Below are 18,061 nucleotides of genomic sequence, written 5' to 3' on the forward strand. Positions count from 1 at the left end.
CTTTACACTAAAGGTCTGACAACCGTAAGTTAAAATAAATGACAAATCTATTAAACTGACAAATAATAACTTACACCACCTAAAAATCAAAACAAAAAGATTTTATTTAATCAAATAACATTGATATATCTTATTTTTGCATCTTTTTTTTAAAGAAATTTCTTACTCTGATTTTAAAGTCTTAGATTAAGAGTACGTCTTGTTTACAAGGATAAAATGAAAGGTAGTACTATTTTAGATACAAGCAGATTACAAACATTGATGTCTTTTGATATTATGGATACCCAGCCTGAAGCTATCTATAATGAAATAACATCATTAGCAGCCTCTATCTGTAACACCCCTGCAAGCTTAATTACCTTGGTAGACGACCACAGACAATTCTTTAAATCCAATTTAGGATTAAATAGCACAGGTACCTCTTTAAAGGATTCTTTCTGTAAATATGTTATCAGCGATAATGTTGACCTGTTAATTGTAGAAAACACTTACAATGACAAACGATTTTATAATAACAATTTTGTAAAAGGCGAACCCAATATTCGATTTTACGCAGGCGCATCGTTAACTACAGAAAACGGTCATAGACTTGGCACACTATGCGTATTAGATTATAAACCAAGACGACTTAAGAAATCCCAGTTAAACGGACTACAAACTCTTGCCAGACAAGTTGTTCAATTATTTGAACTACGGAAAGCTAAAAAGACAGAAGTTGATCAAAAACTAGACCTAGAAAGAAAAGGCAAGCTATTAGACAATATCGTGACTGCAACTGGCATAGGTATATGGGAACGCAATCTCAATAATGATCTCCTAACCCTAAATGACCAAGCACAAGATATTTTTGGTCTAGACCACAATGTTTTAAACAACTTTAAAACAGAAAATTGGTTTAACCTCATTCACAAGGATGACCTACCAAATGTAAAAGAGAAAATGATGGCTTGCTTAAGCTATCCATCCGTTGGCTGTAGCATTCAATATAGAATACTACAAAAAGACGGGCAATATAAATGGATTCACGAAAAAGGCAAAGTTCTTAAATGGAGTAGTGACAAAAAACCATTATTAATGTACGGTACCGTGCAAGATATTACCGAGAAGAAAAATTTTACTATAGAGCTTCAAAGGGTCAAAAACAACCAAGATGCAATGATCAACAGTACCCGAGATTTAATGTGGTCTATTGATCTTGATTTTAATCTGATTACTGCCAATAACGCATTCCATGATCTTGTTGAAAAAATTCAAGGACAACCATTTAAGGAAGGAGAACCCGTTTTCTCTGATGCCGTTTCTAAACAAGTGACCAAAAAATGGAAAGCATACTACAACAGAGCTCTTACTAGCGGAGGATTTTCAGTTAAACAAAGAACACAAAACTCAAAAAAATTTTGGACCACCTATGGGCTCACCTCCTTTGATCTATTGTACAATAAAGAAGGAGAACGAATTGGGATCACCTGTTTCTTAAAAGACATTACTTCAGAAGTTTTGTCCCAACAAGTACTGAAAAATGCCAAAGAAGAGCTGCAAAAAATCATGGACACCTCTTTAGACCTTATATGCACTATGGATGAGGAAGGATACTTCTTAAGCGTAAATAAAGCTAGCAAAATAATATGGGGCTATGATCCAAAAGACCTAATAGGCACTAACTACTTAAAGCTAGTACACGAAGAAGATAAACCTTCTACAAAAAAATCTAAAGATGCTGTTAACTCCGGAAAAAAAGTCGTCAATTTTGAAAATAGGTTTATACATAAGAATGGAGAAATAGTTCATATGTTGTGGTCCTCTAATTGGGATGAAAAAGATTGTGTATATTATTGTATTGGCAGAGATAATAATGAAAAGAAAAATTCTGAGCTTCAATTAGAAAACAGTGAACGTCGATTTAAAACACTAGTACAAGAAAGCAGTGATATCATTACCATTCTAGACACAAATGGTAATTTTAAATATGTAAGTCCGAGCTCAACAAAGGTAATTCAAATAACTCCCGAAGAATTTATGGGTACAAATGCTTTTGATTATGTACACCCAGACGATTTAGAGCGCGTAACAAATACCTTTAATTTAATAAACCATAACAAATCAGTTAAAATAGAGCCTTTTAGATTTGAGAATAAATTTGGAGAATGGCGATGGTTTATTGCCAATGTTACCAATCAACTAAATGAGCCCTCAATTCAAGGTATAGTTATTACATCTAGAGACATACATGAAACCACAATTGCAAAGGAACAATTAATACAAAGTGAGCGTCGTTATAAAACCTTAGTACAGGAAGGAAGTGATATGATCTGTATCATTGACCAAAAAGCAAATTTCTCCTACGCTAGTCCTACTTCTACAAAAATTCTTGAAATTACACCAGAAGAATTTGTTGGTACAAATGCTTTCGATTATGTTCATCCAGATGACTACGATACGGTTTATAATGAATTCATAAAAATTTTAAACATCCCACAAGTTAACATCAAACCATTTAGGTTTAAGCACGGGGCCGGTCATTGGGTATGGTTAGAAACCGTTATCACCAATAAACTCAATGAACCTACTATTAACGGCATTGTCATCAACTCTAAAGATGTTACCACTAAAGTGCAACACTTAAAAGCAATTGAAGCACAAAATGCACAACTTAAAAAGATTGCATGGACACAGTCTCACATTGTAAGAGCACCCGTTGCCAGGTTAATGGGACTCATAGATTTATTAAAAGACGATGACGAAAAATTAAAAACGGAAGATAAAAAACGTATTCTTAATTATATTATGACCTCAGCAGATGAAATTGACCATGTGATTAAGGATATTGTTGAAAATACCATTAATGCAATTGATATAGAAGAAATTAAATGAATTATCAAATATTACTAATTGAAGATGATCCAATATTTACCTTTTTACTAGAAAAGGGAATTAAGCATGCAGAATTAAAGGGTGAAACTATTAATTTTTCTAACGGAAAACCTGCACTTGAGTATTTAACCGAACAGTACTCAGATAACTCTTCTTATATTATTTTTCTTGACCTCAATATGCCGGTTATGAACGGTTGGGAATTTATGGACAAGTTAGCAGCGCTTGCCTCTACAGAGAACTGTATGGTATTTATATTAACTTCTTCAGCATACCGGCATGACATAGAAAAGTTAAAGAATATCCCTTTAGTAGCCGACTTTGTTACCAAGCCAATTACCGAATATTTGTTAAAAGGAATAAAAGAAAAAATTGAAGATAAGTTTGAAAATAATCAGACAGTTTAACTCTTACTACTCAAATTAAATAATTGTAGACACATACATGAATTAGCTTCATTATCTTAGCTAAAAATCAATGTATGCGCTATCTATTTATTATATTATTTTTTGGTCTGCAATCAGCTCAACTAATTTCTCAGGTTAATTCTTACGCCATCTCTTTTGAAAATGCCCAACACCATGAGGCAAACATATCAGCTACATTTGTAAAGGTAGCATCAGATACTTTACCCCTTAGAATGAGTAGAACTTCGCCCGGCAGGTATGCACTACATGAATTTGCCAAAAATGTATATAATTTTAAAGCAGTAGACAGTAAAGGAAATGCTTTAAAAATCACCAGAACCAGCCCATTTGAATGGAAAGTTTCTGGTCATGACGGTACTGTAACAATAACGTATACACTTTTTGCCAATAGAGGTGACGGGACCTATTCTCAAATAGACGAAACTCATGCACATTTAAATATTCCGGCAACATTTATGTATGCCCCATCACTTAGTGAACGAAAAATTATCGTAGACTTTAAAACTAGAGATGATTTAAACTGGAAAATTGCTACACAGCTACAACACCTACAAAATAATACGTATAGTGCTCCCAATATGTATTATTTTATGGATAGCCCCACCGAGATAAGCAATCATAAAGTGCGCGAATTTAAGATAGACAAGCAAACTATAAAATTAGCATTACACGACCCTGGCACCAAAGAAGAAGCAGACATGTATTTTGAAAAAGTAAAGAAAGTAGTTCTTGCCCAAAAAGAAATTTTCAGTGAGTTGCCAAAATTTGATTATGGCACATACACCTTTTTAGCATGCTATTTGCCAAATGCATCCGGTGACGGAATGGAACATAGAAACTCTACCATTTTAACCAGTACAAGAACATTAGCAAATGGTGGTATGGACGGTAATATTGGTACCGTGTCACATGAGTTCTTTCATAGCTGGAATGTTGAACGTATTAGACCAAAATCTTTAGAACCTTTTAATTTTGAAGAAGCCAATATGAGCGGAGAACTTTGGTTTGCAGAAGGTTTTACCAGTTACTACACCAATCTTGTACTTTGTCGCGCAGGATTAATTACGCCCAAAAAATATGTAGAAGGTTTAACCGGCACCTTCAATTATGTATGGAATTCACCCGCCAGACAATTTTACAACCCTATAGAAATGAGCTACCAAGCACCTTTCGTAGACGCATCAACCTCTATTGACCCTGTGAATAGAGAAAATACTTTCATATCCTATTATTCATATGGTAGTGTACTTGGGCTTGCATTAGACTTATCGTTACGTGAGAATGATTTGAATTTAGATGATTTTATGAAGCAAGTTTGGATAAGCTATGGCAAAAAAGAACAGCCTTATACCATAGAAAATTTAAACAAAACTCTAAACCTTTATGCAGGAAAAGAATTTGGAGATAACTTCTTCAATAGTTTTATATACAAAAGTGAAATGCCGCCATATGATGAACTATTTAAAACCGTAGGCGTAAGTGTATCACAAAACACTGAAACTGCATATTTTGGAGCTGCTATAACTATAACAGACGATTTAAATGGAAAAATAAGAAGCAATACTAAAATTGGGAGTCCGGCATACGACGCCGGACTTAATAAAGGCGATATTATCACGTCCATAAACAACAAACCTTTCCCTAATGGTATACCATTTACTGATTTTATAAAACAGTTTCAACCCACTGACAAATTAAATGTAAGCTTCACAAGATATGGTATTGAAAAAACAACAGATGTAGTTTTAGATTCCAATCCTACTTATACCATTGAATTAGCCGAAAAAGAAGGTGACTCTCCATCAAAAAAAGTATTAAAAGCACGCCAAGCGTGGTTAAAAACCGAATAAATGAGCATCCTATTCACTACTGCAAAGACTCAAGATGAATTAATTCAAATCTTATCGCTTCAAGAAATGAATTTAAAATCTTCTGTAACTGCAACAGAAAAAGAAAAAGAAGGTTTTGTTACTGTTCAACACAGTTTAGATGTACTTACCAGAATGAATGGTGCCTGCCCACATATCATTGCAAAAGATGGAGATAAGGTGGTAGGATATGCGTTATCAATGACCCATGATTTTAAAGATGAAATATCAGTTCTGAGACCCATGTTTACAGAAATAGAAAATGTAAACATTCAAAATTTTATTACCATGGGTCAAATATGTGTAGCCAAAACCCATAGAAAAATGGGAATTTTTCGTGGGCTCTATAATGCAATGAAAAAAGCCTCTTACCCTAAATACGATGCCATCATTACAGAAGTTGACGCCACTAACAGCCGATCGTTAGGCGCCCATTATGCCGTTGGTTTTGAAAAAGTATGTACGTATCATTCTTTAGATCAAGATTGGGAATTGATTTCTTTGAAGACTAGTTAATTATTGTTTTTCAATGATTATCACATATTTGTTATCGTTAAACGATAATATTTATATCATGAAAATATTTGGCACAAAATCACTTTCCTCCTTATCCTATTATATTTTTAAAAGTACTTCAATTGTTCTTATTGCTTTTCTAACGTATTTGGGATATGCTTTTATAACCAATAGATATACTATCAAAGATGGCAGATTTGATATAAAAATTCCTTTAGTAGAAAGTTCTATACAAGCTGATTATCAGTTTGGAATTATCCTAACCATCACCCTAATTTTAATTTTTGGAATCTTACTACTCCATCTACTTTCCAACATTTTCAAAGCCCTGAAAGATAAAGTTATTTTTAATAAAAGTATTATCAGAAACTTACAACGCCTAACTATCCTAAATTTAATTATTGGACCTGTTATATATGTTCTAATTCAATATCCAATTATGCACCATAATAAATTAGGAAATATTCATAATCTTATCTTACTGGTTATTTTTGGAATGATTTCTTTGTTTCTTACCAACGTATTTAAAAAAGGATATACCGTACAATCTGAAAACGACCTAACAATATAACTATGAGTATTGTAGTTAATTTAAATACTGTATTAGCAGAACGTAATCTAAGAAGTAAAGAACTCGCTGAAATGATTGGTATTACAGAAGCCAACTTATCTATTCTAAAGTCGGGCAAAGCTAAAGCTATTCGTTTTTCAACCCTTGAAGCTATCTGCAAGGCATTAGACTGCCAACCTGCTGACATTCTTGCCTATAAAAAGGAATAAAAAAAGGCTACACTTTTCAGTATAGCCTTTATAATCTTTAATAAAATGTACTACTTAATCTGCAAGTACAATTATTCTATTATTTTTAAGCTCAATAGTACCGCTAGAAATTTGTAAAACTGTATTTCCGCTAGCATCTTTAGAGAACTTTGAAGCATATTCTTTATCTAAAGTAATATTGCCCGCAACCTTTACCTTACCTTCTTGTAATAATGATACAATTGGAGCGTGGTCTTTTAACATTTGAAACTCACCATTTATACCTGGCACCGTAACCGAAGTTACTTCTCCTGCAAATAATGTTGCTTCTGGTGATACAATTTCTAAATACATATTTTTTCAGTATTCAGTAATCAGTACTCAGTAATCGAATGCAATAACTGCAAACTATTATTAAAAACTGTTTACTAGTTTTAAGCTTCAGTCAACATTTTCTCACCAGCTTCAATTGCCTCTTCAATGGTACCTTTAAGGTTAAAAGCAGATTCTGGCAAGTGATCTAATTCACCATCCATAATCATGTTAAATCCTTTGATGGTCTCCTTAATATCAACTAAAACACCTGGTATACCTGTAAACTGCTCTGCAACGTGGAAAGGCTGAGATAAGAAACGTTGTACACGTCTTGCTCTACCTACGGCAGATTTATCTTCTTCAGATAATTCTTCCATACCTAAAATGGCAATAATATCTTGAAGTTCTTTATAACGTTGTAAAAGCTCTTTTACTCTTTGTGCACAAGCATAATGCTCATCACCTAATATATCAGCTGTTAAAATTCTTGATGTAGAATCTAATGGATCTACCGCTGGGTAAATACCTAACTCAGCAATTTTACGAGACAATACCGTTGTTGCATCTAAGTGAGCAAACGTTGTTGCCGGTGCTGGATCCGTTAAATCATCTGCAGGCACATAAACCGCCTGAACAGAAGTAATAGAACCTCTTTTTGTTGATGTAATACGTTCCTGCATAGCTCCCATCTCTGTTGCCAATGTTGGTTGGTAACCTACCGCTGAAGGCATACGACCTAATAATGCCGATACCTCTGAACCTGCTTGCGTAAAACGGAAAATGTTATCTACGAAGAAAAGTACATCTTTACCTTGACCTTCACCTGCTCCATCACGGAAATACTCAGCAATTGTCAAACCTGAAAGTGCAACTCTAGCACGCGCTCCCGGTGGTTCGTTCATTTGACCAAAAACGAAAGTTGCTTTAGAATCTTTCATTGCTTCCTTATCAACCTTGGTCAAATCCCATCCTCCTTCTTCCATAGAATGCATGAAATCATCACCGTATTTTATAATACCTGATTCTAACATCTCACGAAGTAAATCATTTCCTTCACGAGTTCTTTCACCTACACCAGCAAATACAGAAAGACCACCGTGACCTTTTGCAATGTTATTGATCAATTCTTGGATCAATACTGTTTTACCTACACCAGCACCACCAAATAATCCAATTTTACCACCTTTTGCATAAGGTTCGATCAAATCGATTACTTTAATACCTGTAAATAAAACTTCGGTAGAAGTTGAAAGATCTTCAAATTTTGGCGCTTCTCTATGTATAGGAAGACCATCTTTACCTGCTTTAGGCAAATCACCTAAACCATCAATAGCATCTCCGATCACATTGAATAAACGACCATATACGTCATCACCTACCGGCATTTGAATCGCACTACCTGTAGCAACTACATCTACCCCTCTGCTTAAACCATCGGTAGAATCCATTGAGATAGTTCTTACCGTGTTTTCTCCAACATGTGACTGTACTTCTAATACTAAAATCGACTTATCCTTGTTTACAATTTCTAAGGAATCATAGATTTTAGGAAGATCAGCACCTGACTGAAATTCTACATCAACCACGGGCCCAATGATTTGCGAAACTTTACCTGTAACTTTTGACATTACTTATATGTTTATGTATTACGTTTAATATAACCTGAAAAATGCTCTCATTTTCAGGCTGCAAAGATATAGTTTTCAATTATAAAGAAAAATAGTTTTTTTCCTTTTTTACAAAAGTAAAAAGGTGCCTGTAAAGCACCTTATAATTCTTACTATTTTATGAGCCACTATTGCAGTGTAGCCGGGTAATTGGTAGGATAATCACCTACATTCAACAAACTACCTGATTCTTCAAAATTAGACCCGTAGGTGACATCAATTGCTTTCATAAACTCATTTGCCAGCAATGCATAACCTCTAGCCGTAGGATGAATACCGTCTAAAGAGAAGGCACCACCCGTAACTAAATTTGATCGTAAAGTAAAGTCTCCACTGGTAATACCGCTATTAGCTAATTGATTTAATAATGTGTTGGCATCAACGAAAGCCAAACCTGCTTGATTAGCCGTAGCCGCGATAATCTGATTGAAAGCCGCCGTTGCAACCGCAATTTCTTCCTGTTCACTAGGTATTAACACCCATTTATCTTCTAAAGGTAGCGAAATACCTTCAACGGAAAATTGACCCGCTAACGCCTGTGGTAAACCAGCCGCCATTAATGCACCTACAGATTCTACATTTACAGTTCCTATAATTGCAGAACTAGGTAATACAAATAAATCTGAAGCAGTAGCTTCTCTTGTTTGACCATATGTGTTACCTAACAACCCAGCTACCAAAGGTGCTGCCTGTACCGGCAAGCCAAATGACTGTACAAATGCAGGGAATGTTGGACTAGCACTTAATACACCTGCAATTTGAGCAGATAAATCTGTGAGCGTTTCATCTCTAATAACTACTTCACTAGCAGCAGTAGTAGAAAACTCTATTGATCTTTCCGGAACTCCTAAAAATTCATACACCTGATTCAACTGACCAAAAATACCGTTCAAAGTAGCAATTTGATCTCCAAAATCAGGATTGGTTGGATCCAAAGGGTTGTGAGGCACTGTCGTAAAGTGTGGCACATCTGTAACATTTGGAATATTTGCAACCACTCCCTGTGCTCCACCAGCGGTCAAGGTTGCAATCAAGGCTCCGTAACTACCATCAAAACCAAAACCTGGCGGACCTGAAACAGGAGTTATAGGGTCTGTTCCATCACCGCCCGTAGTAGCATACCCTAACACATCATTATTACCTATCCATAAAGAAAAAAAGCTTGGTGATTGATTAACCGCCATATCTAAAATAGAGCTACTGGTATTACCTGTAATTCTAATTGCATAAGGATTTGCAGCCGCAGGAAAATTATCTAGACTACCATAGCCAGGTACTAAAAGGTGAAAACTCTTTGCTCCCGGCACTCCTAAATTATTAAAAGGACCTGTTGGATTGTTCAAGGCTATATCTGTTGTTACGGTGACGTCACCAATTACATCTTCAAGACCCACAGGTCCTGCTCCTCCAAAAACTAATCTTGGACCTTGAATTCTAGTACCTGCCAAAGCCAAACCACCAATGTTATCATTGGTCAATGGCTGGGTAAAGCTACCGCCACCAACAAGACCAAATTTTTGTGATAATAAGTTTGGTAAAGACAAGGTCTGACCTGCTTGAAATAGTGCACCATCGGTAAAACCTGCCGTAAGTGAATTCCCTAAAGAAACATAATTAGAAAAATCTGCCGATCCAGCGGTTAATGCCGGTAAATCTACAGCCATTACTTCTGGCTCAAGATCTACATCTTCTGGATCATTACAAGCTGTAAAAGCCAAGACACCCAAAGAAATATATAAATATTTTAAGTTTTTCATTTCAACTTTTGATTTTAATTAGTTGTTAATAGTCCAAGATAAATAGTACATAGAACCTATAAACCCAGTTCCAAATGCAGTATAATACTCTTTATTAGTAAGGTTGGTCCCCCCTAGTTTGAATGAAGATTTAATACTTGGTACTTCATAGTTGATTTGAGCATCAACTACATGAAATTCTGGAATTACCCCATTACCAAATGTAGCTTCCCAGAAATAATCATCACTAAATCTATATGATACATTGAATCCGAAATTTTCAAAAAGCTCCTTATTACCAAAAGAAGCCTTAAACTTGTGCTCTGGAGTATTGAAACTCAGCATTACATCTGGATTTGCCTCACGGTCAAAATCTAACTTTGTAAACGTATAACTACCTCCCAAATCAAAATTACCTAAAACCTTAACATCCAACCCTAAAGATGCACCATAAGAATTTACATTAGCATCGGTATTTGTATACGTACTATATGCCTGGAAATCCCCATTTGCTATTGCCGCTACCGAAAGCCCCCCATCGCCAACTTCTCCGTAGTACGGAGCTACAACCACCTCTTGGGAGATAAAATCTTCATAACTATTATAGTAAGTACTAAAATCAATAACTACTTTGTCGACTTTACCCCTGTAACCAATTTCAAAAGAAGTTACTTTTTCCGGCTTGACCAAATCTGGATTTGCAACTTCAAGAACGGAAGGGTCTCCTGTTTCTGCCAAAGCCGTTGCCGAAGCCGCAGAATACGAGTTGCTATACGCATTGGCACCAGTTTGAGTGACTGATGAAGGTTGACCTAACAACTGACCCGATGCACTTACATTAAAATCTCTAGTGTACTGTTCTAAATTATCTGGCGCAGACCCTACCAAAATTGCCCTACCGGCATCCAATCCAATAAAAAGATCTTGAGTGGTTGGGTTTCTAAATCCAGTTTGGGCAGATGCTCTAATATTATGATTTCTGCTCAAGGTATAACCTGCGGATAATCGTGGAGAATAAAAACCATCGAAAAACTCTGATTTATCATAACGAATAGACCCTGTTAGTTTTAAACTTTTTTCGCCAGCCATTGGCAATGTCTTTTGAATTTGAGAGTAAATTCCAAATTCAGAATAATCAATTGGACCATCTTCTTCAGAATCCGTATATATTGTTCCTAAAGAATTTAAACTATACTCTCTAAAAGAACCACCAACTTGTATTTCTGCCCAATCAATTAAATGACTAAAGTTATAATTACCATCTGCATGGTAATATTTAGATTGATCATAAAACTGTGACCCCACACTTAAATCTGGATCTTTAATTACTTTATTAAAAGCAGCTTGAAATTCTGATGTTCCAGGCAAATACCTACCAGACTCCGCCTGGCTTCTGGCCGCAGCATGAGCTTGAGCATCTGTAGCCCCTGCCAAGGTTGCCTGAACATACGTACCTGTATATTCACCAAACCAAGTATTATCATCTTTCCAAGCCCTATTGATATTGATACCGGTAAAAACCATATCGTAGGAATCACCAGCTTTATCCCCCACCATATAACCTCTTACAAAAAAGTTATCGTTCTTAATTTCAAGTTTGTGCTGCTCTTGAAAAAAACCTGCTATATTATACCTATTGGTTCCTTGGTAAATTGTATTACCTGTACCCACTTTACCTACATAAGAAATTTCTAAACTATTATCTTCAATAGGCCTATAGTACAGACCCCAATCTGCTTTAATACTTTCTGCATTATAATTGGTAAGATCTCTTTCATTATAACCCGTTCTACTGACAATTTCAGAAGGAACCAAAGCGTTTGCTCCAGCTGGTAAAACGCCTAGCCCTTCTAATGTAAGCGCAACTTCTTTAATATTTATAGAAACCTCATCTCCATAAACATTAACTCCATCATAATTTAAATTATCACGTGTCCCACCTGGTGTGATCTTATCTTCTTGATTATTGGCCGCCCAATCTGTTCCTTTTAAATAACCGAAATTGACCTTAGCAGCAAATTTATCACTGAATTTATGAGCCGCCCTAATACCAAAATCCGTGTATGAATTATCACCGGCAGCTTTTTGAGAAGTAACTCCCTGCTTGATCGAAACACTTATACCTTCATAATCAAACGGACTCTTGCTTCTCATGAAGAGAATACCATTAAAAGCATTGGCTCCATACAAGGCAGACGAAGCTCCTGGCAATAATTCTACACTAAGCACATCTGGCTCTACTAAGCCCACTAGGTTACCAATAGGAAAATTCAATGCAGGAGTAGAATTATCCATACCGTCCACTAGCTGCATAAAACGTGTATTGGCAAAAGAAGCAAATCCTCTTGTGTTTACCGACTTAAAAGTTAAACTGTTTGTATTTACATCAACTCCTTTCAAATTCTCCAATCCTCCATAAAAATCTGCAGCTGTAGAATTTTTAATTTCAGAAATTCCTATCCGCTCTACCGTTACCGGCGATTCAAAAATTCGCTCAGGTGTTCTAGAAGCCGAAATAACAACTTCATCTAAAAAGGTTTGAGATTCATTCAATGTTATCGTAATGGTTTGGCTTGCACTAGTAATATCTTCAGTAGTACTTGTATACCCAATACTCGATACCTCTATCTTAAAAGGGGGCACTTCAGATGTTGCTAAATTAAAATTACCGTCAAAATCTGTTACTGTTCCAATTGTTTTACCAACAATAACAATATTGGCCCCAGGTATGGGCTCGTTGTTTTGGTCAACAACATTACCATTGATATTGGTCTGGGAATACCCAAAAGCCCCCACAATCATCAATGCTAAAAGTAGTATTGTTCTCATTCTTAGTTAAGGTTTAAAATTAGTTACGGGTTAAGATACAGAATATTTTATATCATTAATAGTAATTTCAAAAAAATTATGCATGCATAGTAATATTTTCATAAACAAATGCATTGATAATTAAGATTTATGTAATTAACTTAAAAATAACAGTTACAAACTAACCCTATAAACCTAATTTAACATTAAATGTCAAGCACGAAAAAAGGGCTCTGAATTGAATCAGGCCCTTTTATATTCTAATAATAATTTATTACTTATTCTACCGTAACAGATTTTGCAAGATTCCTAGGCTGATCCACATTACAACCTCTCATAACGGCAATATGGTACGAAATCAACTGTAAAGGAATTGTAGTCAGTAATGGGGTTAAACTTTCTAATGTTTCAGGAACCTCAATAACATGATCCGCCAAATCTTTTACCTGCTCATCACCTTCGGTAACAATGGCTATTATCTTACCTTTTCTAGATTTAATCTCCTGAATATTACTTACCACCTTTTCATAATGTCCTTTTTTGGTGGCAATTACAAAAACTGGCATATGCTCATCAATCAACGCTATAGGCCCATGCTTCATTTCAGCCGCAGGATATCCTTCTGCATGTATATAACTGATCTCCTTTAACTTTAGAGCTCCCTCTAACGCCACCGGAAAATTATACCCCCTACCTAGATAAAGACAATTAGTAGAATCTTTATAGACATCAGCGATAATTTCTATTAACGTATTAGATTCCAAAGACTTTTCTACCTTACCTGGTATAGTCTCCAATTCACATAAATACTCATGATATCTTGACTCTGAAAAAACACCTTTTGCCTTGGCTAACTTTAAAGCCATTAAAGTTAACACCGTAATTTGTGTAGTAAATGCCTTTGTAGACGCCACCCCAATCTCTGGTCCGGCATGGGTATAGGCACCTGCATCAGATTCTCTTGCAATAGATGAACCTACTACGTTACAAACACCAAAAACAAAAGCACCTTTTTCTTTAGCTAGCTTTATAGCCGCAAGTGTATCTGCCGTTTCACCGGATTGTGATATTGCAATTAACACATCTTTATCTGTAATAACCGGGTTTCTATATCTAAATTCTGAAGCGTATTCCACTTCTACAGGTATTCTTGCCAAATCTTCAAAAATATATTCAGCAACCAAACCTGCATGCCATGATGTACCACAGGCCACAATAATAATTCTATTCGCATTCAGGAACTTCTCCATGTTAAGGTCTATTCCCGCCATTCTGATCAAACCTTGATCTGCCAATAAACGACCTCTATAAGTATCTTTTATAGCTCTAGGCTGTTCATAAATCTCTTTCAACATAAAGTGATCATAACCGCCCTTCTCAATTTCTTCCAGATTCATTTGAAGTTCCAAAATCCTAGGATATGCCACCGCATCATCCTTAATTTTTCTAAGCTTAATTTCTTTACCTAACCTAATAATAGCCATCTCTTCATCTTCTAGATAAACAGCATTATTGGTGAACTCTATAAAAGGAGAGGCATCTGAAGCAATAAAAAATTCTTCGTCACCTATACCAATAGCCAATGGACTACCTAATTTGGCAACTACAATTTCATCAGGTTTTTCCTTATCAAATACCGCAATAGCATAAGCTCCTACTACTTGATTGAGCGCAATCTGAACTGCCTTACCCAATTTAACACCTTCCGTCTTCTTAACCTCTTCAATAAGATTTATCAATACTTCCGTATCTGTATCAGACTGAAATGTATAACCCCGTTTCGTTAATTCCTGCTTTATAGATTCATAGTTCTCAATAATTCCATTATGAATGATTACCAATTCGCCCGAGTTAGAATAATGTGGATGCGAATTAATATCATTGGGAACTCCATGGGTAGCCCAACGGGTATGACCTATACCTATACTCCCCTTTTGAGAAATTTCTTTAGCTTTATTCTTTAAATCCTCAACCTTACCTTTAGTTTTGGTGAGATTTATCTGGTTACCATCGTATAATGCTATTCCTGCACTATCATAACCTCTATATTCTAATCTTTGAAGTCCTTTTATTACTATAGGAAAAGCTTCCCTATGCCCTATATAACCTACAATTCCACACATAATATTATTATTTTGAAAATTTTACGTAACCCTCTTAATCCAATTCATTACTAATTGTAACTGAACAACTTAGACTATTTAGGTTATACAACGGTAATAATCTAGAAGTGGTATGTAAACTATGAACAAAATAATATTTTACATTAAAACTTAATCTGCTTTTGTGTAAGAAATTTCAAGTTTTAGTCTTTTGTCAAAATTAGGTTCAGTAGCCTCAATATTACTGCCATATAAAACAGTACCCAGAGGGGTTATTGTTGAAGTCGTAGCCAACCTTTCTTCACCATCATCTACTTTTGCATCGGCAACACTCCAGTTTTGGATATTTGTAGTCAAGGTCAATGCCAATGTAGCATTGGTTGAATCTCTAACCACCATATTATTGATATGATCGGTTATTTTAACAGAATACTTAACACCCTTTCCATTAGACTCTTCTATTACTCCATCATAATTAAGATAAGTACCAAACAACGCAGGAGAACCTGTATCCGTTTGTTCAGTTGACCTGTTTATCAAAGGCAACTTATTTTCTGTGTTATACAAATACAGCCTAGGCGGCTCCAATTCGCTTCCTGCCGCATCTAATTGTACCCTATCTATATGAAAAACTAAATTAGCTTCGTTTATTACCCATTGTTCACTTTTAATTTGCTCTAAAATACTTTCACCACCATCTTCCTCAAACAAATTAATTTCGGCATACATACCTGCACCTCCCTTTAAATATAATCTTGATGCATTTTCAGTATTACCTAACGCTTCTACAATTTGAGGTCCATAATTTTCTGAAATTAAGGTATTCACCGCATTACCCGAAACAGCTCCGTTTGCACCCGCCGTTAAGAATGAAAACCTAAAATCTTTTTCTAGAATATTATTTGGATTATCATCACTTGTATCGTCTGCCGTACCATTAGTATCATAATTTGTATAACTATAGGTCATCGTAATATTAGAACTTTTTAGGTCAAACAAAAACAACACATCGTTACCCGAATCATCTACAATTGAAAAATGGAGTCCACGAATAAATTCAGTAAAATTAGCCTGACTTATTAACTCTGAATCTCCTTCTTTATCTAAAATATTGGTTTGAAAAAATTCATTATCCAACGCTACTCTAATACCTGGTTGAAATTTGGTAAAAGTCTCTGATTCATCTGTATCCTCAGTTGCTTCATCATCTTCATTCCTAACTAATTCTTCCTCATCAATAATTTTCACCTCTCCTTGAAACAATGGCGTTCCTGTTACAAAATCGGGCGAAAACACCTGATTTGAATAAAATTGTTGCGCTTCTTGAAAACTAGCATTTGGATCCAAATCCCGCAAGAAAAAAGTAGATCGCTCAACCTTTAAATTAAAAGTAGGCACTGACGACTCAGGTATGTCATCATAGTTTTTGCCATTAATATAAATACTATCCAATTCTACTTTTTTAGCAAAATTATTAGGATATATTTTAGCTCCATCACCATCATTTAACCCATCTCTATCTTTATCAACGCTTGAGCTATCTAAAGGATCTGTATTAGAGGCCGTTTCCACTGAATTTAAAACTCCGTCACCATCATAATCATCATCACTATCTGGCACTTTGTCAAATTTATCAGCTACCCCATCACCATCAGTATCCATCGTATTTGTTAAAAAAGGTATATACAGATACACCTCTTTAACAGTTTCATTTTCTTGAACTGTAGTAATAGACTCACCGTTCTGTCCTGCCCTATCTTCCTTTTCCTGTGTAAAACTACCAAAAGTAGGGTTTGTACTACCCAGAAATAGCTGAGATGTTACCGAAGCCGTTGTTTTACCATATACAGGATCATCATAAGAACCCATTTGATATATTGGCAACTTATTAGTCTGCACAGCCTCTATATTCTTGTTATAAGCAAAAACGTCATAAACCTCCGTACCGGTAGTAAATGGCTCATTGCCAACTACACCAGAGCCTACGGTAGTCAAATCTTGCTCACAAGAAACTATAAGACCCAATAACAATAACAATCCCGAAAATTTGGGAAGAGCAGAATTAGCAATAAAATTCATTCAGATTATTTTAAAACTTCGGTGTTATAAAAATTAGCATATGCTTCTTCAAACTCCTGTACAGGTACATATGGTAACACTGGTTTTTCTTGGTTAGAAATATGATTTTCCAATTCTTCCGGAATATCTTCTGAAGCTAAAATAACAGCATCGGAATAATCAACAGCCACCTTTAACAAATTATTATAAGTAGGGTCACCTAAAGATGCTATCTCTTCTTCTGGTATTCCATCAAAAGAAATTCTCTTAACCATATCCTTATCCAAAGAGCCTTCGAAAGTTTTACCATAAACTGACAATACAATTTTGCTGTCTGCAAAAAGCGGCTCATCAGTATAATACTTCTTTAAATACAATGGTAATAAACTCGCCATCCATCCATGTACATGAATAATATCCGGTGACCAGTTTAATTTTTTCACCGTTTCCATAACACCTTTGGCAAAGAATATTGCACGCTGGTCATTATCTGGAAAAAGATTCCCTTGTTTATCCGTAAATGTAGCCTTACGCTTAAAGTATTCTTCGTTATCAATAAAATAAACTTGAATTCTCTCTTTTGGAATAGACGCCACTTTAATGATCAATGGCATATCCATATCATTGATGACCAAGTTCATTCCCGATAGTCTAATTACTTCGTGTAGTTGATGCCTTCTCTCATTAATATTTCCATATCTAGGCATAAAAATCCTAATCTGACCACCATTGCTGTTGACCATTCTAGGTGCTTCATAAGACATTAGGGAAACTTCGTTTTCGGGTAAGTAAGGAACTAATTCAGAAGATACAAACAATATCTTTTTACCATTCATAAAGGTTATATTTTGTTTTTCACTGGAACGCAACTGCAAAATTACAAAAAATATAGAGATTAGCCGTAATTATAGTAAGTTTGCTCGCTAATGTAAT

General features: G+C 35.3%; 13 protein-coding genes. 6 read left to right on the forward strand and 7 right to left on the reverse strand.

Going from position 1 to position 18,061, the window contains the following annotated elements; translation table 11 throughout:
* The first annotated feature begins 216 nt into the window (after positions 1-216).
* The 6 genes from BW936_RS00845 to BW936_RS00870 all read left to right on the forward strand — a co-directional run bounded on the left by BW936_RS00845 (position 217) and on the right by BW936_RS00870 (position 6,463).
* Positions 217-2,871, forward strand: a complete 2,655-nt coding sequence (locus BW936_RS00845) for a PAS domain S-box protein (RefSeq protein ID WP_076546437.1) — start codon at positions 217-219, stop codon at positions 2,869-2,871.
* A complete protein-coding gene (locus tag BW936_RS00850) occupies positions 2,868-3,278 on the forward strand; it encodes a response regulator (RefSeq protein ID WP_076546438.1) in 411 nt (136 codons plus the stop codon). The genes BW936_RS00845 and BW936_RS00850 overlap by 4 nt, the downstream gene beginning before the upstream one ends.
* Before the next feature lie 74 nt (positions 3,279-3,352).
* Positions 3,353-5,149: a M61 family metallopeptidase gene (locus tag BW936_RS00855; RefSeq protein ID WP_076546439.1), complete on the forward strand. Its 1,797-nt coding sequence runs from the start codon at positions 3,353-3,355 to the stop codon at positions 5,147-5,149.
* Positions 5,150-5,683: a GNAT family N-acetyltransferase gene (locus BW936_RS00860; protein ID WP_076546440.1), complete on the forward strand. Its 534-nt coding sequence runs from the start codon at positions 5,150-5,152 to the stop codon at positions 5,681-5,683.
* Between the two features lie 58 nt (positions 5,684-5,741).
* Positions 5,742-6,254, forward strand: coding sequence for a DUF2975 domain-containing protein (locus BW936_RS00865; RefSeq protein WP_076546441.1), 513 nt, complete (start codon positions 5,742-5,744; stop codon positions 6,252-6,254).
* A 2-nt stretch (positions 6,255-6,256) separates the two neighbouring features.
* Positions 6,257-6,463, forward strand: a complete 207-nt coding sequence (locus tag BW936_RS00870) for a helix-turn-helix domain-containing protein (protein ID WP_076546442.1) — start codon at positions 6,257-6,259, stop codon at positions 6,461-6,463.
* 54 nt (positions 6,464-6,517) lie between these two features.
* Here the strand turns inward: BW936_RS00870 and BW936_RS00875 are convergent, their stop codons facing one another.
* The 7 genes from BW936_RS00875 to BW936_RS00905 all read right to left on the reverse strand — a co-directional run bounded on the left by BW936_RS00875 (position 6,518) and on the right by BW936_RS00905 (position 17,964).
* Complete coding sequence (locus tag BW936_RS00875; RefSeq protein ID WP_076546443.1) at positions 6,518-6,796, reverse strand: F0F1 ATP synthase subunit delta/epsilon; 279 nt, start codon at positions 6,794-6,796, stop codon at positions 6,518-6,520.
* A gap of 80 nt (positions 6,797-6,876) precedes the next feature.
* Positions 6,877-8,385, reverse strand: coding sequence for a F0F1 ATP synthase subunit beta (atpD, locus tag BW936_RS00880; protein WP_076546444.1), 1,509 nt, complete (start codon positions 8,383-8,385; stop codon positions 6,877-6,879).
* Positions 8,386-8,552: 167 nt separating this feature from the next.
* Positions 8,553-10,181: an SGNH/GDSL hydrolase family protein gene (locus BW936_RS00885; RefSeq protein ID WP_076546445.1), complete on the reverse strand. Its 1,629-nt coding sequence runs from the start codon at positions 10,179-10,181 to the stop codon at positions 8,553-8,555.
* A gap of 18 nt (positions 10,182-10,199) precedes the next feature.
* On the reverse strand, positions 10,200-12,989 hold the full coding sequence (locus BW936_RS00890; protein ID WP_076546446.1) for a TonB-dependent receptor: 2,790 nt from the start codon (positions 12,987-12,989) through the stop codon (positions 10,200-10,202).
* A 257-nt stretch (positions 12,990-13,246) separates the two neighbouring features.
* On the reverse strand, positions 13,247-15,091 hold the full coding sequence (glmS, locus tag BW936_RS00895) for a glutamine--fructose-6-phosphate transaminase (isomerizing) (protein ID WP_076546447.1): 1,845 nt from the start codon (positions 15,089-15,091) through the stop codon (positions 13,247-13,249).
* Positions 15,092-15,241: 150 nt separating this feature from the next.
* Positions 15,242-17,149 (reverse strand): DUF4270 domain-containing protein, encoded by a 1,908-nt coding sequence (locus BW936_RS00900; RefSeq protein ID WP_076546448.1) that lies wholly within the window; start codon positions 17,147-17,149, stop codon positions 15,242-15,244.
* Positions 17,150-17,154: 5 nt separating this feature from the next.
* Entirely contained in the window at positions 17,155-17,964 is an 810-nt protein-coding gene (locus BW936_RS00905) for a glycogen/starch synthase (RefSeq protein WP_076547922.1), read from the reverse strand.
* Positions 17,965-18,061: the final 97 nt, after the last annotated feature.

It is taken from the genome of Maribacter ulvicola (assembly GCF_900155985.1).
Taxonomy (GTDB): domain Bacteria; phylum Bacteroidota; class Bacteroidia; order Flavobacteriales; family Flavobacteriaceae; genus Maribacter; species Maribacter ulvicola.